The organism is Agromyces sp. G08B096 (assembly GCF_040267705.1).
GTDB lineage: Bacteria > Actinomycetota > Actinomycetes > Actinomycetales > Microbacteriaceae > Agromyces.
On record NZ_CP158374.1, the window covers coordinates 2,341,527 to 2,356,069 of the forward strand.

29 protein-coding genes are annotated in these 14,543 nt (G+C 67.3%); 28 read left to right on the top strand and 1 reads right to left on the bottom strand.

From position 1 onward, the window contains the following. The first annotated feature begins 38 nt into the window (after window positions 1-38). From ABIQ69_RS11310 to ABIQ69_RS11440, 27 genes are all read left to right on the top strand, one after another. Window positions 39-452 (top strand): hypothetical protein, encoded by a 414-nt coding sequence (locus ABIQ69_RS11310; RefSeq protein WP_350347217.1) that lies wholly within the window; start codon window positions 39-41, stop codon window positions 450-452. Between the two features lie 125 nt (window positions 453-577). Continuing rightward, a complete protein-coding gene (locus tag ABIQ69_RS11315; protein ID WP_350347218.1) occupies window positions 578-1,114 on the top strand; it encodes a hypothetical protein in 537 nt (178 codons plus the stop codon). Then, window positions 1,111-1,530 carry a hypothetical protein gene (locus ABIQ69_RS11320; protein WP_350347219.1) on the top strand — a complete coding sequence of 140 codons (420 nt, stop codon included), beginning with the start codon at window positions 1,111-1,113 and terminating at the stop codon, window positions 1,528-1,530. The genes ABIQ69_RS11315 and ABIQ69_RS11320 overlap by 4 nt, the downstream gene beginning before the upstream one ends. After that, on the top strand, window positions 1,524-1,802 hold the full coding sequence (locus ABIQ69_RS11325) for a hypothetical protein (protein ID WP_350347220.1): 279 nt from the start codon (window positions 1,524-1,526) through the stop codon (window positions 1,800-1,802). The genes ABIQ69_RS11320 and ABIQ69_RS11325 overlap by 7 nt, the downstream gene beginning before the upstream one ends. Next, window positions 1,799-2,224: a hypothetical protein gene (locus ABIQ69_RS11330; protein ID WP_350347221.1), complete on the top strand. Its 426-nt coding sequence runs from the start codon at window positions 1,799-1,801 to the stop codon at window positions 2,222-2,224. The genes ABIQ69_RS11325 and ABIQ69_RS11330 overlap by 4 nt, the downstream gene beginning before the upstream one ends. After that, window positions 2,221-2,352, top strand: coding sequence for a hypothetical protein (locus tag ABIQ69_RS11335; protein WP_350347222.1), 132 nt, complete (start codon window positions 2,221-2,223; stop codon window positions 2,350-2,352). The genes ABIQ69_RS11330 and ABIQ69_RS11335 overlap by 4 nt, the downstream gene beginning before the upstream one ends. Then, window positions 2,349-3,212, top strand: coding sequence for a YqaJ viral recombinase family protein (locus tag ABIQ69_RS11340; protein ID WP_350347223.1), 864 nt, complete (start codon window positions 2,349-2,351; stop codon window positions 3,210-3,212). Before ABIQ69_RS11335 ends, ABIQ69_RS11340 begins: the two co-directional genes overlap by 4 nt. Next, window positions 3,209-3,838 (top strand): hypothetical protein, encoded by a 630-nt coding sequence (locus ABIQ69_RS11345; RefSeq protein ID WP_350347224.1) that lies wholly within the window; start codon window positions 3,209-3,211, stop codon window positions 3,836-3,838. Before ABIQ69_RS11340 ends, ABIQ69_RS11345 begins: the two co-directional genes overlap by 4 nt. Next, window positions 3,835-4,227 (top strand): hypothetical protein, encoded by a 393-nt coding sequence (locus ABIQ69_RS11350; RefSeq protein ID WP_350347225.1) that lies wholly within the window; start codon window positions 3,835-3,837, stop codon window positions 4,225-4,227. The genes ABIQ69_RS11345 and ABIQ69_RS11350 overlap by 4 nt, the downstream gene beginning before the upstream one ends. Next, on the top strand, window positions 4,224-4,505 hold the full coding sequence (locus ABIQ69_RS11355; protein WP_350347226.1) for a WhiB family transcriptional regulator: 282 nt from the start codon (window positions 4,224-4,226) through the stop codon (window positions 4,503-4,505). The genes ABIQ69_RS11350 and ABIQ69_RS11355 overlap by 4 nt, the downstream gene beginning before the upstream one ends. Then, a complete protein-coding gene (locus ABIQ69_RS11360) occupies window positions 4,502-4,819 on the top strand; it encodes a hypothetical protein (RefSeq protein ID WP_350347227.1) in 318 nt (105 codons plus the stop codon). Before ABIQ69_RS11355 ends, ABIQ69_RS11360 begins: the two co-directional genes overlap by 4 nt. Next, window positions 4,816-6,042: a DNA cytosine methyltransferase gene (locus ABIQ69_RS11365; RefSeq protein ID WP_350347228.1), complete on the top strand. Its 1,227-nt coding sequence runs from the start codon at window positions 4,816-4,818 to the stop codon at window positions 6,040-6,042. The genes ABIQ69_RS11360 and ABIQ69_RS11365 overlap by 4 nt, the downstream gene beginning before the upstream one ends. Further along, complete coding sequence (locus tag ABIQ69_RS11370) at window positions 6,039-6,362, top strand: hypothetical protein (RefSeq protein ID WP_350347229.1); 324 nt, start codon at window positions 6,039-6,041, stop codon at window positions 6,360-6,362. Before ABIQ69_RS11365 ends, ABIQ69_RS11370 begins: the two co-directional genes overlap by 4 nt. Next, window positions 6,359-6,682 carry a hypothetical protein gene (locus ABIQ69_RS11375; protein ID WP_350347230.1) on the top strand — a complete coding sequence of 108 codons (324 nt, stop codon included), beginning with the start codon at window positions 6,359-6,361 and terminating at the stop codon, window positions 6,680-6,682. The genes ABIQ69_RS11370 and ABIQ69_RS11375 overlap by 4 nt, the downstream gene beginning before the upstream one ends. Further along, the gene (locus ABIQ69_RS11380; protein ID WP_350347231.1) at window positions 6,679-7,092 is read left to right on the top strand and encodes a hypothetical protein; all 414 of its coding nucleotides are present in this window, start codon (window positions 6,679-6,681) and stop codon (window positions 7,090-7,092) included. The genes ABIQ69_RS11375 and ABIQ69_RS11380 overlap by 4 nt, the downstream gene beginning before the upstream one ends. Window positions 7,093-7,097: 5 nt before the next feature. Then, entirely contained in the window at window positions 7,098-7,490 is a 393-nt protein-coding gene (locus tag ABIQ69_RS11385; RefSeq protein ID WP_350347232.1) for a hypothetical protein, read from the top strand. After that, window positions 7,490-8,131, top strand: a complete 642-nt coding sequence (locus ABIQ69_RS11390) for a hypothetical protein (RefSeq protein WP_350347233.1) — start codon at window positions 7,490-7,492, stop codon at window positions 8,129-8,131. The genes ABIQ69_RS11385 and ABIQ69_RS11390 overlap by 1 nt, the downstream gene beginning before the upstream one ends. Further along, window positions 8,128-8,313: a hypothetical protein gene (locus ABIQ69_RS11395; protein WP_350347234.1), complete on the top strand. Its 186-nt coding sequence runs from the start codon at window positions 8,128-8,130 to the stop codon at window positions 8,311-8,313. Before ABIQ69_RS11390 ends, ABIQ69_RS11395 begins: the two co-directional genes overlap by 4 nt. After that, a complete protein-coding gene (ssb, locus tag ABIQ69_RS11400; RefSeq protein ID WP_350347235.1) occupies window positions 8,310-8,726 on the top strand; it encodes a single-stranded DNA-binding protein in 417 nt (138 codons plus the stop codon). The genes ABIQ69_RS11395 and ssb overlap by 4 nt, the downstream gene beginning before the upstream one ends. After that, the gene (locus ABIQ69_RS11405) at window positions 8,704-9,183 is read left to right on the top strand and encodes a hypothetical protein (protein ID WP_350347236.1); all 480 of its coding nucleotides are present in this window, start codon (window positions 8,704-8,706) and stop codon (window positions 9,181-9,183) included. Before ssb ends, ABIQ69_RS11405 begins: the two co-directional genes overlap by 23 nt. Continuing rightward, window positions 9,180-9,380 (top strand): hypothetical protein, encoded by a 201-nt coding sequence (locus ABIQ69_RS11410; protein ID WP_350347237.1) that lies wholly within the window; start codon window positions 9,180-9,182, stop codon window positions 9,378-9,380. The genes ABIQ69_RS11405 and ABIQ69_RS11410 overlap by 4 nt, the downstream gene beginning before the upstream one ends. A gap of 173 nt (window positions 9,381-9,553) precedes the next feature. Then, complete coding sequence (locus tag ABIQ69_RS11415) at window positions 9,554-10,060, top strand: hypothetical protein (RefSeq protein WP_350347238.1); 507 nt, start codon at window positions 9,554-9,556, stop codon at window positions 10,058-10,060. Then, complete coding sequence (locus ABIQ69_RS11420; protein ID WP_350347239.1) at window positions 10,057-10,437, top strand: hypothetical protein; 381 nt, start codon at window positions 10,057-10,059, stop codon at window positions 10,435-10,437. The genes ABIQ69_RS11415 and ABIQ69_RS11420 overlap by 4 nt, the downstream gene beginning before the upstream one ends. Next, window positions 10,437-10,817: a DUF4326 domain-containing protein gene (locus ABIQ69_RS11425; protein WP_350347240.1), complete on the top strand. Its 381-nt coding sequence runs from the start codon at window positions 10,437-10,439 to the stop codon at window positions 10,815-10,817. Before ABIQ69_RS11420 ends, ABIQ69_RS11425 begins: the two co-directional genes overlap by 1 nt. A gap of 124 nt (window positions 10,818-10,941) precedes the next feature. Beyond that, window positions 10,942-11,739 (top strand): hypothetical protein, encoded by a 798-nt coding sequence (locus tag ABIQ69_RS11430; protein WP_350347241.1) that lies wholly within the window; start codon window positions 10,942-10,944, stop codon window positions 11,737-11,739. Window positions 11,740-11,776: 37 nt separating this feature from the next. Then, entirely contained in the window at window positions 11,777-11,986 is a 210-nt protein-coding gene (locus ABIQ69_RS11435; RefSeq protein WP_350347242.1) for a hypothetical protein, read from the top strand. Next, entirely contained in the window at window positions 11,979-12,275 is a 297-nt protein-coding gene (locus ABIQ69_RS11440) for a hypothetical protein (RefSeq protein ID WP_350347243.1), read from the top strand. Before ABIQ69_RS11435 ends, ABIQ69_RS11440 begins: the two co-directional genes overlap by 8 nt. A gap of 607 nt (window positions 12,276-12,882) precedes the next feature. Here ABIQ69_RS11440 and ABIQ69_RS11445 read toward each other — a convergent pair. Continuing rightward, window positions 12,883-13,122 carry a hypothetical protein gene (locus tag ABIQ69_RS11445; RefSeq protein WP_350347244.1) on the bottom strand — a complete coding sequence of 80 codons (240 nt, stop codon included), beginning with the start codon at window positions 13,120-13,122 and terminating at the stop codon, window positions 12,883-12,885. Between the two features lie 155 nt (window positions 13,123-13,277). Here ABIQ69_RS11445 and ABIQ69_RS11450 point away from each other — a divergent pair, with 155 nt between their 5' ends. Further along, window positions 13,278-14,543 carry a hypothetical protein gene (locus tag ABIQ69_RS11450; RefSeq protein ID WP_350347245.1) on the top strand — a complete coding sequence of 422 codons (1,266 nt, stop codon included), beginning with the start codon at window positions 13,278-13,280 and terminating at the stop codon, window positions 14,541-14,543.

Here is a 14,543-nt window from a genome sequence, read left to right on the forward strand (position 1 = left end):
ATCCGCCGTCAGCTGTTCCGCACCCCGGAGGTGGCGTGATGGCCGAGACCGTGACCGCCCGTTTCGAGCGCGGCACCCGCGTCGTCGTGCACCAGTTCATCCGCCGCAACGACGACACCGACACCGACTCCCTCGACGGCTGGGTCGTCTTCCACAGTGAAGCGGTCATCGTGATCGCGAACACCCCCGACTGGGCCGACCTCGACCCGGAGGACTACTACACGGCGACGTTCCCTCTCGATGAGGTCATCGTCTCCCCGTTCACCCCGGAGCGCGCGGAGACCGGTTCGACCAACGTCGCCGCCACGCTCCTGCTCGTCGCAGCCGCCCTCGTCTTCTGGGGGGTCCTCGGCCGCGCACCCATCCTCATCGCCGCCGGGGTCCTCCTCGCCGGCCCCGTACTCGTCGTCCTGCTCGTGCAGGGCGCCACCCGTAAGGACTTCACCTCATGACCATCCTTGCTTTCAAGGGCTTCAACCCGGACCTCACGTGCCGCGGCTTCCAGTTCAAGGAAGGCGAGACGTACGAGCACGAAGGACCGGTGAAAGCATGCCAGTCCGGCTTCCACGCCGTGACGATGCCGCTCGACGTCCTCAAGTACTACCCGCCGGCGAAGTCGGTGTACCACCAGGTCGAACTCGAAGACGTCGACACCGACACGGACGACTCGAAGGTCGCCGCCCGGAAAATCACAATCGGCGCGAAGCTCGACCCCACTGGCCTGATCAAGGCGCAGGTCGACTTCGTGTTCAAGAACGCGAAGCCCGTCGAAGGTGCTACGTCGAAGCGAATGAACACCGCCGTGAAGGCGGAGGTTGCGAACGGCGCGGCGACCGCCTCCGGGTACTCCGGCGCGGCGACCGCCTCCGGGTACTCCGGCGCGGCGACCGCCTCCGGGGACTACGGCGCGGCGACCGCCTCCGGGGACAAGTCAGTCGCTACCGCGACAGGCTACGACGGTCGAGCCCGCGGCATCGTCGGCACCGCCCTGCTCCTCGTCGAACGCGACGCCGAGTGGAACATCGTGGGCGCGGCTGGGGTCCTCGTCGACGGCAAGAAGATCAAGGCCGATACGTGGTACCGGCTCCATGGCGGGAAGGTCGTGACCGCATGACCTTCTACGACATCGACGAACCCGTGGTGGAGGGTCGCACGACCACCATCACGTACCGGGTCGCCGAAACCAATCCAAACGGGCCGACGCAGGTCACCACGCACCTGCTGTCCGTCTGCCCGACCGACATCACCGTGGAGCTCCGCCAGGACGACACGATCATCACCCTCCCCGAGGGCGAGTACCTCGCGGTGCTGCTGGAGCGTGCATCGCATGCCGTGATCGACGGCCACGGGTTCACGTTCACCGGCCCCCTCGCGGAAGACCCGGACACGGTCGGCGCGGTCATCGTGGACGCCCCGCTCGTCGACCTCGTTCTCGAAGCGATCACCCGGGCCACCCGTGAAGACGTCTTCAACCCGATGCCGTTCATCCGCGACATGTTCGCGCCGTTCAAGGGAGGGCCGGCATGGTGACCCCGGTTGAGGCGCTCCAGCAAGCGATGCTGGAGTACGCGGAGGCGATCCGCGGTGACTGGTCCGACTTCGACGGGCGCAGTGAGCGGAACGTCATCGAGTCATGGGTTGACGAGCTGCGTAACCCAGACGAATCGCACACCCTCTCGTGGTGGCGTGACCAGCTCGGCATTTGCCCGGACGGTAACGGTCATTGGGCGGGCTTCCGTTGGGGGCACTGCCGCGCAGACGACTGCCCGACGTCGGTCTCTCGTGAGGAGGCCCGCTCGTGAACTGGGACGGAAACGGGTACGCCGAAGCCGAGCAGGTGCAGGACCAGCCGGGCCCCTTCACGACGACGTTCGTGTTCCCGTGGGCGAAAGCACCCCTGTCGATGAACCAGCGCCTCCACAAGATGGCGGAAGCGAGGATCATCGCCGACCTGCGGCACCTGATGCACGCGAAGGCCCGCCACATCCCCGAGCTCGACCGGTGCGAGGTCCGCCTCGTCTGGTTCGTGAACACCCGCCGGCGCCGGGACGACGAGAACATCGTCGCCACCCTGAAGCCGCTGTGCGACGGCCTCGTCGACGCGGAAGTCGTCCCCGACGATACCCGCGCCTACATGGTCAAGCACATGCCGGAGATCCGGTACGAGAAGGGCTGCGAACCCCGCTTCGAGTTCACCATCACCGAACTGAGGGCAGACGCATGACCTACCAGAGCATCACCGGGTGGGACGACCTCATCTACCCGGACGACTACGCCGAGCAGGTCATCAACCCGGACGACTACTACGAGCAGGTCATCGACCTCGCCGACGCAGGGAGGGACGACCTGTGAGCGAGCCGTTCATCATCCTCCACTCCGGCGAGGACCGCGACGGGTGGCTCGAAGCGCGGCGCCCCGTCGTCACCGCGACCGACGTCGCCCGACTCGCGCGCGGCGGAGCCGGGGTCTGGGCCGCTATCCGGGCCGAGAAGGCCGGCCGTGGCCGAGACTTCCGTAACGCCGCGATGCAGCACGGCAACGAGCGTGAACCATTCATCGCCGCCTACGCGCAGTCGGCGTTCGGCATCCGCCCATCCAAGGCGCTCGTCGCAGCCTCCGACCGGCCCGAGTTCGCTGCCACCCCCGACGGCATCGGACCGGACGAGGTCGGCGAGTACAAGACGACCGTGCACGACTGGGCCGTTCTCTCCGACGCTCCCGGGCGTTACATCGACCAGGCGCTATGGCAGATGCGCGTCACCGGCCGTCGGCGGGCCCGGCTCGTGTTCGAGCCGCACGACAACGGCATCCCCCTCTACCCGTTCCCGAAGGACTTCCTCATCGAGTGGGACGCGAAACGAGTCGCGGAGCTTGAAGAAGTCGCCGACGAGTTCTTCACCCTCGCGGTAGCCGCCGACGAGGACGCGGCGGAGCTCGACGCGCTTCTCACGGAGTACGCGACCCTCGCGGAGATCGCCGACGCCGCGAAAGCACGCGCCGACGCAGCGAAGGCGCGCATCGAGGACCATCTCGACGGCAAGCCTCGCCGGTTCGAGGGCTCGCTGGCGAACCTCACCCGCTCGAAGGACGGCTTCTCCAAGCGATTCGACCAGACCGCGCTCAAGGAAGCCGACCCCGACACGTTCGAGAAGTACCTGAGGTCTACCCCGACGAAGGGTCGCCTCACGATCACCCTGCGAGGTGCAGCATGACCGACACCATCGACGCGCTCGCGAAGATGCGCGAACCCGTCCCGTCCGACCAGATCCACTACCTCACGAAGGCCGCCAACCGCGACGACAAGAACAAGCTCGGCTGCAAGGAGCAGAACGGGAAGAACGTCTCCGCCGACGGCATCTACTGCGGCGGTTACCACGTGAAGTCGTTCCACATCGCCTACTGGGGTCACGCCGACCTCACGAACCGCCTCCTCGAAGCGGACCCCGAGTGGTCGTGGGAGCCCGTCTCGTTCGACGAGCAGGGCCTACCCACGTTCGACCGGAACGGCGGCCTCTGGATCAGGCTCACCGTCGGCGGCGTCACCCGACTCGGCTACGGCGACTCCCAGGGCAAGACCGGCCCGAACGCGGTGAAGGAAGCCATCGGCGACGCGCTCCGCAACGCAGGGATGCGATTCGGGGCCGGCCTCGAACTGTGGTCGAAGTCCGACCTCTCCGCCGCCGTCGACGACGGTGAAGCGCGCGAGTGGCTCATCGAAGCCGAAGCCGCGGAGACGATCGGAGAGATCCGCGCGATCTGGCAGGAGGCCCGCAAGGCCGGCGCCGACAAGGACACCCTCGACAAGATCAGCGTCCTCGGGCAGGAGCGTCTGTCGTGACCGAGCTCGCAAACCTCGAAACCGGTGAGCTCGTCGACTACGAGCCGATGAACCCCGTCGAGCTGGAGTACCTGATCGTGGAGATCGGGAAGCGCCTCGAAGCGTCGGTGCCCGCGATCAAGCAGATGTGGGCCGACCGGTATACCGCGGAGCGCGAGTTCATCGAGGGCCATGCCCGGGCGATGCTCCAGTCCGGGCAGAGCACCGTCGCCATGGCCCGCAAGGAGGCGGACCTGTCGACCCTCGAGCTGAAGCGGAAGTTCGACGACGCGAAGACAATCCTCCACGCCGCCGAGGAACTCCAGAAGGCGCTGCAGGCGCGGCTCTTCGGCATGCAGAACATCAACCGCGTCATCGCGACGCTCTACAACTCCGGAGGCTCCCGATGAGCATCCCCCTGCCCCGCATCACTCCCCCGCCGTCGTCCCGAGGTGAGGACCCGGAACGGTGGAAGGAACTCGCCACGTGCGCCCAGATCTCCAGCGACCCGTGGTTCCCCGAAGCCGGCGGTGACGGTGGTGCGCAAGCGAAAGCGATCTGCGCCACCTGCCCGGTCCGTCAGCAGTGCCTCGACTACGCGATCGAGCACCACGAACGCTACGGCATCTGGGGCGGCCTCGGCCGTGACGAACGCGCCCGATACGCACGAGAGAAGGCTGCAGCATGAAGCGCGACACCCGGGCGGCGTACCGTGCCCGCGCCGCCGCGACCGAGCGGCGAGTCGACGAGGCCGTGGCCGCGGTGCAGGCTGAGCGGGACGCCGAGCACCGTGCCGCCCGGGAGGTCGCGGCCGCGGTGGAGGCCGCCCGGGTGCGGCTTACCCGCGACGACATCCTCGGAGCGACGCATGTCCGCACCCCGTACGGCTGGCACAAGGTCGCACGCGTGAACAAGACGACGGTCTCCGTCGAGACCGCGTACTCGTGGACCGACCGTTACCCGTTCGACAAGATCCTCGAGGTCCGGACGGTGACCGCATGAGCGCGCTCACGATCGGCTCCCTGTGCTCCGGCTACGGCGGACTCGACCTGGCCGTCGAGGAGTTCTTCGCCGCACGTACCGAGTGGTTCGCGGAGTTCGAGGACGCCCCGTCGCGTGTGCTCGAGCATCACTGGCCGGGCGTGCCGAACCTCGGGGACATGACCCGGGTCGACTGGTCGCAGGTCGAGCCGGTGGACATCGTGACCGGCGGCACACCGTGCCAGGACCTGTCGGCCGCTGGCCGACGTCGGGGCATGACGGAGGGCACCCGCTCGAACCTGTGGGTGCAGATGCGGGAGTGCATCGCCGCCACCCGACCGTCGGTCGTGGTCTGGGAGAACGTGAGAGGTGCGTACAGTGCGCGAGCCGATAGCGACGTGGAGCACGAGCAGGGACTGCTGGGAGTCGCCCCGGATCGACCTGCTCTCCGAGCACTCGGACGTGTACTCGGAGACCTTTCCGACCTCGGGTTCGACACGGAGTGGGTCGGCCTTCGCGCGTCCGACGCAGGTGCCCCGCACGGACGGTTCCGCGTATTCGTCGTCGCGCACCGTCGTCCTTCCGACACCAGTGGTGACGGATTCCGCCTCGTCAGCACGCCACACGACCACGACCGGGCGGATGCACTCGGGGACTTCGCTGACGGACGCCATGCGATTGCTCCCGACGCCCGAAGCGAAGCTGTCGGCCTCCGGGCCCGACTACGCCCGATCGAACCGACCAGGCTCGGGCGGGGACGACCTGCTGACCACGTTGTGGAAGCTGCTCCCGACACCGACGACAGAGCCGACCACAGGGAACGGGCACGCCCGGAATCTCGGCGCGGAAGCGCGTCTGCTTCCGACGCCGACCTCGTCGGAGGGGCTGGGCGGTCACGTGCGACGGAGCGGAGCGAGATCCGACGAGTTACTCCTGAGTGGAGTGGCGAAGGAACTCGTTGGGGAGCTTACGAACCCGCCATCCGACGGTGGGAACGAGTTCTCGGACGAGTAGCCCCGTCCCCGACGAACCCGGACGGCCGCGGCGGATCACAGCGGCTCGCACCCGAGTTCGTCGAGTGGATGATGGGCCTCCCTGCAGGCTGGGTCACCGATGTTGCGGGCATCAGTCGCAACCAGATGCTCCGCATGCTCGGCAACGGTGTCGTACCCCAGCAAGCCGCCCTCGCGATCGAAGTCGCCTGGGAGCGGCTCGGCGACGTCCGGCAGGCGGTTGCGGCATGAGCTCGATGCAGGCAAGCACGAAGGTCGCGAGCGTGAGCAGGGTCTCAATGGTGTCGGCGGTCTCCACCGCGCGGAGCGTAAAGGTGACGCTCCAGATTTCCAAGACGGTCATGCAGGAGAAGTCCGCCAGTACTTCATCGGCTGCCCAGGGTACGCCGACCTTCGACCACGCGCACCACGTCGCCGGTGTCGACTGCTACGGCGAACGCTGCGCGTGCGGTGAGACCCGGCCCCGCCTGATCGAGCACTTCGCCGACATGGCCCTCGACGCGCTCGACGCAACCCGGAAGAAGAAGACGACGAGGAGGCGAGCAGCATGAGCGTCCACGTCGGAATCGAACTCCCCAACGACGTGTACCGGGCCCTCGTGCCGCAGGCGGAGCGGTGTGACACGCAGGTCCCCAAGCTCATCGCCCTCGGGGTCACAAACTCGGTGCGCGGCGTCACCGCAGCCGCTGGCCGCCACGACCGCGAGTTGAGGGATGCCGCGATCGCAGTCCTGAACGGGCAACTCTGGACGGACAACCGCATCGCTGGTGCGCTCGGCCTCTCCCCGTCTTCCGTCGGGTCGGTGCGGGAACGTCTCGGGCTCCCGAAGCGGTCCACCACAGGCCGCCGGAAGAGGGAGCAGGCGGCATGACGTCGACGAAGATCATCAACCGGGTCCTCGACCGCGACCACCGCATGTGCGTCATCCGTGGCCCGTTCTGCACCGTGCACGCCACATGCGCTGACCACCGTGCCGGCCGGGGTGCTGGCGGGTCCCCGATCCTCGACGACCCCGCGAACCTGATCGCCGCATGCCAGCTGTGCAACGTGTGGAAGGAAGACGCCACCGGTCCCGACCGGGAGAAGCTCATCCACCGTGGCGTGCGGCTCGTGAAGCGAGCCACGAACGAGGCCACGCTCGAGCTTGCCCGCATCATCCCGCTCCGGTTCCCCGACGGCACGTCGTGGCGACTGAACTCCGACGGCACGAAGCACCAGCTCGTCGCGGCGGAGGCTCAAGAGATCCTCGCGCTGTACGGCATCCACGGGGCGGTGGCGTGATGGCGGTGAAGCACGAACTGCTCCCCCTGTTCGTCGCGGCGGGGCTGAGCGACAGCCGCATCGTGCGGCACTACGGTGTCGCTCCCCTCACGGTCCTGCGCTGGCGCAAGGCTGAGGGGCTCGCGACGCAGTGGAAACCCAAAGTCGTCGAGCATGGTGAGAGCGCATACAAGAAGCGCGGATGCCGCTGCGACGTTTGCCGGGCTGCAAACACCAAGGCTCAGCAGACCGGCAATGTTCGACGCCGTGCCCTCACCGAGGCGAACGGGGGAATCGCTCCCATCGCCCGCCACGGGCTCAGCACGGGACGCAACTGGGGCTGCTGGTGTGAGGTGTGCCGAGGCGCGATCAAGGCCGCGAACGACGCCTGGACGGCTACGCATCGGAGGGCCGGCTGATGGCCCGACGCATCCGCACCGTGAAGCCCGAGTTCTGGGAGTCGGAGGACGTCGCCCGGCTTCCCAAGCTCGCCCGCCTGACGATGCTCGGCCTGTTCAACTACGCCGACGACTACGGCCGGTTTAAGGCGAACCCGGCGCTGATCAAGGCAGCCGTGTGGCCGCTCGATGACGACGTGACCGCTGACGATGTACACGACCATCTGACGCACATGAACGAGGGTGGGCAGATCGTCTCCTACGAGGTCGAGGGCCGTGGCTACTACGTCTTCGCGAAGTGGGCAGAGCACCAGAAGGTGGATCGCCCGTCGAAGTCCTCGATCCCCGCGCCAGCAGGTTCCGACGACGCTCGCGAGTCCTCGCGAGCGTCTCGCGAGGACTCGTCGCAGGAGGGGAAGGGAAGGGAAGGGAACAGGGAGGGGGACGCGCGAGGCGCGACACCCCCCTCGGAGTTCTGCCCCAAACACCCGACCGGCACCACCCAGAAGTGCGGCCCGTGCGGTGATGCCCGCCGCGCCCGGAAGGCGTGGGACGCCGCACAGAAGGCGAAGCCGTCAGCCCGCCCGCCCAGGAAGGGCGAGTGCCGTCACCGGTTCGTCGGCGGCTACTGCGCGGAGTGCTCGATCAAGGAGGCCGCATGACCGCGATCACTCACTACGACCGGGAGTTCGACGACTTCATGCGCCGCGCCCGCGGCAGGAAGGCACGCATCACCCGGGAACGGTTCATCCCGTCCCCGGCGGAAACCCTGCGTCGTGACTACGACGAGCACACCGAGCGCCTGAGAGCGCAGATCCAAACCGAACGAAGGAGAGCAGCATGACCCAGATCAGCCTCATCGGGAACCTCACGTCCCCCGTCGAACTCAGGTTCACGGCGAACGGGAAGGCCGTCGGCAACGTGACCGTCGCCGTGAACCGGAAGCGTGGCGACCAGGAGGAGACCGACTTCCACCGCGTCACCCTCTGGGAGCAGCTCGCGGAGAACGCAGCACAGCTCGAGAAGGGCACCCGCGTTGTTGTTGTGGGCCGGCTGACGCAGCGGTCCTACGAGGACAAGCAGGGCGAGAAGCGCACGGCGTGGGATGTCACGGCCGACGCGTTCGGGCCCGACCTGCGATTCGCGACCGCCCAGGTCACTCGCGCGCAGTCGAACCGTCCGGCGCCGCAGGCGGATGACGGGTGGGCGACCGCGCCGGCGGGAGGTGGTTCGTATGGCGACGACACCCCGTTCTGAGACGACGACGGCCGGGCGAGTGCTCGGCTCAGAAGAGCTCTGGGCCCGGCTGCAGGTCGAGCAGGAACGCAACGACGGCCTCGCGGCGTCGTTGGCGAAGGCGGTGATTCGGGCCGACAAGGCGGAAGCCGAGCTCGAACAGCTGCGTCGCCTGCATGAGGTCGCGACGGAACGCACGGTGACCCTGGCTGCGGAGGTCGAGCGCCTGCAGGGCGACCGTGTGCAGGCGGCCGCGGATGGTGTCCTGCCGGTGAACCTCGCGGAGCACGCGAAAGTGAAGTGGGCGGTCCGGGTCACGTTCGATGACACCATGCATGTGATCTACCCGCAGCGTGACCGCCACTGCGCGGAGCTGTTCGTAGCCACCCCGCCCGCATGGTTCGGGAAGAACGGTGAGACGGGCATGGAGGTCGTGTCCCACATCGTCGCTGAAACCGAGTGGGAGGTCGCGTCGTGACCGACATCGACGCCCTGATCGCGGAGGCGCGCGCGAGCGCGGAGTCCGGTGACGCCAGCCCGACCGAGCTGGAGGGCTACATCGGCGCCCTCGCGGATGCTCTCGCCGCTGAGCGTAAGCGGGCCGACGAAGCAGAAGCCGAGCGTGACGCTCTCGAAGCCGCTCGTACCGCCCGGAAGGAGTCCCCTGATGCCTGAGCGTGTGAAGCCTCCGCGAGTGAGTGGCCCGATCGTTTTCCGGGCGCAGAAGGACCGTCCGGAGCATGTCGCCCGCCCGTGTTCCGGCGCGCACCGTGAGTTGTGGTTGTCGGGGTACATCGTCCTGTCGTGCAGTAAGTGCAAGATCGAACGCCTTACGGAGGAGTCCCCTGATGTCGAGTGAAGACCTGCGACGCGAGCTGGTCGATCTGATCCGTGAGCACGACCTCGCCTCAGATGAGAACACGTCACCGCGCGATTACCGGGCGGCTCTCGCTGACGCGATCCTCCCGCTCGTGGAGGAAGCGGTAAACGATCAGGCAGCGCGAGCCGTGTCCTTCTCGACGGCGATCAGCTACAGCGGTGCCCTCGCACTGATCCAAGAGTTGGCGGGACTCGATGCGATCGAACGGCGCGTTGCCCAGGCGGTGTCGGCAGAGCGTTTGCGGTGCCTGCGCATCGCGGAGGGTCACGAGCATGACGAGTCCGGTGCCCGTGCGGCCCGCCAGCACGACCTGGGCGACTGGGTGACGGGCTGGGATGAGGCGGCCTCGTCCATCGCGTTCGCTATCCGCACCCCTGAACCGACCAAGGAGGCGGAGGAGTTTCAGCGCGGGGCAGACCCATGCACCTGTGCGTGGGAGTGCACGTGTGGAACCTACTCAGGAGGGGAATCATGACTGAACTGTTCACGTTCGATGAGCTGTTGAACGTCCCAGAAACGGTGCTTCCACTGTCCCGACCGAAACGTGGTGATGAGGGCGACTGGAATATCCGTGTGATGACGGAGCATCCCGTCGGGCTTGTGGAGCGGGTCGCACGGGCGATCTGGGATGCCGATGCCGTCACAGTGCCGTGGGGGCGTGATTCGTGGCGGACTGCGGCGGAGGGGCACCGGGACGATTACCGAAGGATGGCTCGCGGCGCTCTGCTTGCGATTGAGCACGACTTCGATCCCGAGTTCGACGGGTGCCGTCGGTGTGCGGCCCTTCCTGGGGATGGGCCGATTTGCGATGGGTCGCCGCTGGGTATCCGTACCCGAGAGGAGGGCGACTGATGCCCGAGCGTATCCAGTTGTCGCGTCGGAAGGGGTGGCGGAAGCCGGAGAACACGGTCGTCGTCGCCCGCCCGTCGAAGTGGGGCAATCCGTTCAAGATCACGCACGAGCACTGCGACGAGGCGGAGGTCGGCGGCATGTGCTGGGTCGTCCGGCGCGCGGATCGCCGCCCCGCGTTCGCCCATGAGTCGACCGTGCGTGAGGCCCGAGCCGTGGCCGTCGAGGAGTTCCGCACCTACCTGCGTGCAGGGCTGCTCTCGTTCACGGTCGAAGGGGTACGCGCCGAGCTCGCGGGGAAGAACCTCGCCTGCTGGTGCCCACTGGATCAGCCGTGCCATGCCGACGTGCTGCTCGAGATCGCGAACGAGTCGGGCACATGATCCGGGAACGGTACGCCCCGGACCCTCAACCCCGCACGAGGGAACCGAGATGTTGCGCGAAATGCAAGACCCCGTACGGGTGCGCGAACCCTACGTGCGCCACCTGCCATCCGAAGGAGCAACCGTGAACTACGACGTCCCCTGCCGTCGAGGCTGCACCCGCGCCGACTCCGACGACCTCCTCCCGGCCCGGCACGGCGCCTACTGTGCCCGCTGCTGGGGCCGCATCGAACAAGCCCTCATCCAGGCACCCGAGCTCGCGTCCCACATCCTCGGGCACGTGAACCCGGGAGGCGCGCAGGTCGGGGAACGGGTCAGCAACAGCGGCGACGACGCGCCCCTGCCGTTCAACGAGACCGCGCACGGGGACGTGAACGAGCTGTACGCCCTCCTGGTGTACTGGTGCAGCATCTGGGCCGACTATCTCGAGGTCCGCCCCCCGGCGGTGGCACGGCGGGCGTGGCGGCGCAGGTCGGGCACCGTGATCGGCCTGCCGCCCACGACGACATCGGAGGAAGGGTCCCAGGCGGTCCGGTACATGACCGGGTGGTTGCGGGACCGGCTCGACGAGATCCTCACCCTCGCCCCGGAAGACGTTGACGAGTTCGACGAGGGTATCCGGGACGTGTGGCGCATGAATGCCCGCTGGCCGCGGGTGGAGCGTCCCCGGTTCGCGGCCGCACCGTGCGTGTTCGACGGGTGCGGCCAACGGCTTGCCGTGTACCCGCCCGCGTTCCCCGGGGACGTGCAGCGCATCGTCTGCGAGGCGGGCCACTTCTACGCACCGGATGAGTACGACGACATGGTGGCCACGTTCGTGGCGTTACGGAAGGCGGAGGGCCGGAAAGCGCAGGCCGACGCGGAACGGCCCGAACGAGTCAAGGCGACTCTGATCGCGAAGTACCTGAGGAGGTCCGCATGAACCCGAGAACGGCAGTTACTGGACGAGAGGACGAACGATGACCGACGCACTACCCGACACGACCACGCCGCTGACCGAGGACGAGCGCTGGCAACGCGCCGAGGACTGGTCCGACTACAGGAAGGCGTACGGCGTCAGCGCTGACCCCGTCATCCGCAAGAGCGAGCACCTTCTGTTCTGCGCCGGCTGGGATGCGCGTCGAAACCGTGACCCGGAAACGCACGTAGAAGGGTCCGGCCGTGACTGAGACACCAGAAGAGATCGCGCAGAAGGTAGTGGATGCCGCCATGGAGGAGAGCGATCCATTCATTCGTGAGCTGTTGCTCGCACTCAGAACCGCACGTTTCAGGATCGAAGGAGCGAGCATGAACGTAGGCAAGGACTCAAAGGTCCGACTGTTGTCGTCGGGAGGAGAGGTCGAGTACTCGGTGCAAGCCACGGTGAGCCTCGCACACTTCATCGACATGCTGCGGCGCTTGGAATCGCTCGACGTGAAACCAGACCCAGAATCTCATGATTCGAGGTCTGAGCGATGACCCGGTGTGCTGGCTGCTCGGGTCCGGGTTGCATCGGGCCGCTGCGGAACGGATACGAGCGGCACTGTCCCTGCGAAGGATGCGCGTGCCCTGAAACCGACGATGTTGGGTCCGCTGATGGATGACCTCGACGCCGAGCTCGCGGCACTCACGAAGGAGCGGCCGCCGAAGCGTCCACAGTGTTCCCTGACATGGCCGGCATGGGTGCACGGATACCCCGACGCCCCATGCACGGCCCGCGCGAAATGGGTGGCGGTCCTGTCCTGCGCGTGCGACCCTCGACCCGTGTGCGATGAGCACCGGTCGGCGGGCGCGTACGGGCTCGCGATGGGTAGGCAGGCGACATGCGCCGCGCACGGCGTCGTCGATGTGGAGTGGAGGGAAGCGTGACGTTCGACGAGTACTGCGAGGCGAACAGAATCCAACCCAGTGAAGAGCCTGCCGCGTTCGCCGCGTACCTCCACGAACTCTCGGGCGGCGCATGGGACGGCCCGATGCGCGAGGTTCCCAGGGAAGACACAGCGACGACTTGACAGACTTCCCACCCCCGCCGTGTGTATAATAGTCGTGATAGGTCGCACCCGCTCGGGCGCGGCCTTTCGCGCGTCTACCGCTTGCGGCGGTCGACCTCGGCACGGAGCCGGGTGACCTCCGAGCGCAGCTGCTCCACTTCAGAGATCAGCGCAGCCAGCGAGTTCTGAGCATGCGCTGCGGCCACCGCCAGCAGCACCTCCGGCTTCGGGTCATGCCCGATGTTCCCGAGCACCTGCAGCGCCGAGCTACTCCCGTTGAGCGCGTTCCCGATCATCTTCGCCTGCGACTTCGCAGCAGTGAGGTTGGCAGTCATGCCCGAAGCGTATCGACGGCGACCGACATGGGAGGCCACCATGTCTCGTGGACTCCCCCGAGGCTTCGCCCTCGTGTACGCCGCAGCGTTCATGCTCCTCACCGCGGTCTCCCGCGTGATGCGGCACCTCCGACACCCCCGGTAGGGAGGGCGACGTGGCCGACGCATCGAAGCTGTTCGACAACCCCGAGTTCGTGACCGACGTTCTCGATGTCGACGGCATCAGCGGCGACAAGGTCGCAGCGAAGTGGGGCATCGCGAAGTCCGCGGTCAACAAGTGGCGGCGCCGTGCTCGCGAAGGTCAGCCGCTCCCCGGCCAGAAGGCACCCACAACGTATGTCGGCGGCAACTCGGAAGAGGCGAGTTCGGACGGCACCATCAAACAGGCTGTCCGCATGTCCGACACCCCGTGGGGGCTCGACGAGTGGCGCGCATGGCTGCGGTCGAAGGGCCAGGACCCCGACCGGGTCACGTTCAACTACGGTGTCACATCGAACCCCGCCGGCGGGTACTGGAACAAGCTCAACAACGTCCGCCCCATCGTCGACGACGCCGTCGCGTCCGTGGACTGGGAGGCCGCGGCGCGGTTCATCGAGGGCTTCACGTTCGTCCCCGCGAAACGCGACCACCTCGTCGACGTCGCAGTCCTGCAACCCACCGACGAGCAGTGGGGCAAGACGGACTTCAACGGCGGCACCCCGGAGACTGAAGAGCGCGTCCTGACGTCGTACGCCGGCTTCGTCGAGTACGTACGTGAGTACCGCCCCCGCACCGTGCTCCTCGCACGCACCGGCGACGGCATCGAGAACGCCTGCTCCACCAACTCGCAACGAGACACCAACGACCTCGACCTGCCCCACATGCTGCGGCAGATGTTCGCCATCAACCTCCAATCGTTGAAGATGCTCGCCCCCGAGGTCGACCGCATCATCGATGCCACCATCCCCAGTAATCACGGCCGGTGGCGCACAGGCATCAAGCAGGACGCCGGGAACCCGCACGCCGACTTCGGTATCGCCGTCGCCCGGCAGCTCGAGGACACGCAACGCATCCTCGACGTGTTCCCGAACGTCGAGTTCCGCTTCCCCGACAAGCTCATGGAATCCATGACCGTCGACCTCGGCACGCTCCGCGTCGGCATGGTCCACGGCCACCAGGTCAACTCCCCCGACCGCCTCGGCGACTGGTGGGGCAAGCAGGACCACGGCCGCATGCCCACCTGGGATGCCGACGTCCTCCTCGCCGGCCACTTCCACTCCCACCGCAAGTACCAGTCCGGAGACGGACGGTACGTGTTCGTCGGCCCCGCATCCGACAACGGGTCGTCCTGGTTCTCGAACCTGCAGGGCGAACGCGCCACCGCGGGGATGCTGGCCCTCTGCTTCGAAGGCAAACGACACCGGTTCGAGGAGATCCTCTAG

Excerpts from the sequence above, each read along its gene's own strand:
- ABIQ69_RS11310 (WP_350347217.1), top strand. The coding sequence starts at position 39 with ATGGCCGAGACCGTGACCGCCCGTTTCGAGCGCGGCACCCGCGTCGTC.
- ABIQ69_RS11315 (WP_350347218.1), top strand. The coding sequence starts at position 578 with ATGCCGCTCGACGTCCTCAAGTACTACCCGCCGGCGAAGTCGGTGTAC.
- ABIQ69_RS11320 (WP_350347219.1), top strand. The coding sequence starts at position 1,111 with ATGACCTTCTACGACATCGACGAACCCGTGGTGGAGGGTCGCACGACC.
- ABIQ69_RS11325 (WP_350347220.1), top strand. The coding sequence starts at position 1,524 with ATGGTGACCCCGGTTGAGGCGCTCCAGCAAGCGATGCTGGAGTACGCG.
- ABIQ69_RS11335 (WP_350347222.1), top strand. The coding sequence starts at position 2,221 with ATGACCTACCAGAGCATCACCGGGTGGGACGACCTCATCTACCCGGAC.
- ABIQ69_RS11345 (WP_350347224.1), top strand. The coding sequence starts at position 3,209 with ATGACCGACACCATCGACGCGCTCGCGAAGATGCGCGAACCCGTCCCG.
- ABIQ69_RS11355 (WP_350347226.1), top strand. The coding sequence starts at position 4,224 with ATGAGCATCCCCCTGCCCCGCATCACTCCCCCGCCGTCGTCCCGAGGT.
- ABIQ69_RS11360 (WP_350347227.1), top strand. The coding sequence starts at position 4,502 with ATGAAGCGCGACACCCGGGCGGCGTACCGTGCCCGCGCCGCCGCGACC.
- ABIQ69_RS11365 (WP_350347228.1), top strand. The coding sequence starts at position 4,816 with ATGAGCGCGCTCACGATCGGCTCCCTGTGCTCCGGCTACGGCGGACTC.
- ABIQ69_RS11370 (WP_350347229.1), top strand. The coding sequence starts at position 6,039 with ATGAGCTCGATGCAGGCAAGCACGAAGGTCGCGAGCGTGAGCAGGGTC.
- ABIQ69_RS11375 (WP_350347230.1), top strand. The coding sequence starts at position 6,359 with ATGAGCGTCCACGTCGGAATCGAACTCCCCAACGACGTGTACCGGGCC.
- ABIQ69_RS11380 (WP_350347231.1), top strand. The coding sequence starts at position 6,679 with ATGACGTCGACGAAGATCATCAACCGGGTCCTCGACCGCGACCACCGC.
- ABIQ69_RS11390 (WP_350347233.1), top strand. The coding sequence starts at position 7,490 with ATGGCCCGACGCATCCGCACCGTGAAGCCCGAGTTCTGGGAGTCGGAG.
- ABIQ69_RS11395 (WP_350347234.1), top strand. The coding sequence starts at position 8,128 with ATGACCGCGATCACTCACTACGACCGGGAGTTCGACGACTTCATGCGC.
- ssb (WP_350347235.1), top strand. The coding sequence starts at position 8,310 with ATGACCCAGATCAGCCTCATCGGGAACCTCACGTCCCCCGTCGAACTC.
- ABIQ69_RS11405 (WP_350347236.1), top strand. The coding sequence starts at position 8,704 with ATGGCGACGACACCCCGTTCTGAGACGACGACGGCCGGGCGAGTGCTC.
- ABIQ69_RS11415 (WP_350347238.1), top strand. The coding sequence starts at position 9,554 with ATGTCGAGTGAAGACCTGCGACGCGAGCTGGTCGATCTGATCCGTGAG.
- ABIQ69_RS11420 (WP_350347239.1), top strand. The coding sequence starts at position 10,057 with ATGACTGAACTGTTCACGTTCGATGAGCTGTTGAACGTCCCAGAAACG.
- ABIQ69_RS11425 (WP_350347240.1), top strand. The coding sequence starts at position 10,437 with ATGCCCGAGCGTATCCAGTTGTCGCGTCGGAAGGGGTGGCGGAAGCCG.
- ABIQ69_RS11435 (WP_350347242.1), top strand. The coding sequence starts at position 11,777 with ATGACCGACGCACTACCCGACACGACCACGCCGCTGACCGAGGACGAG.
- ABIQ69_RS11445 (WP_350347244.1), bottom strand. The coding sequence starts at position 13,122 with ATGACTGCCAACCTCACTGCTGCGAAGTCGCAGGCGAAGATGATCGGG.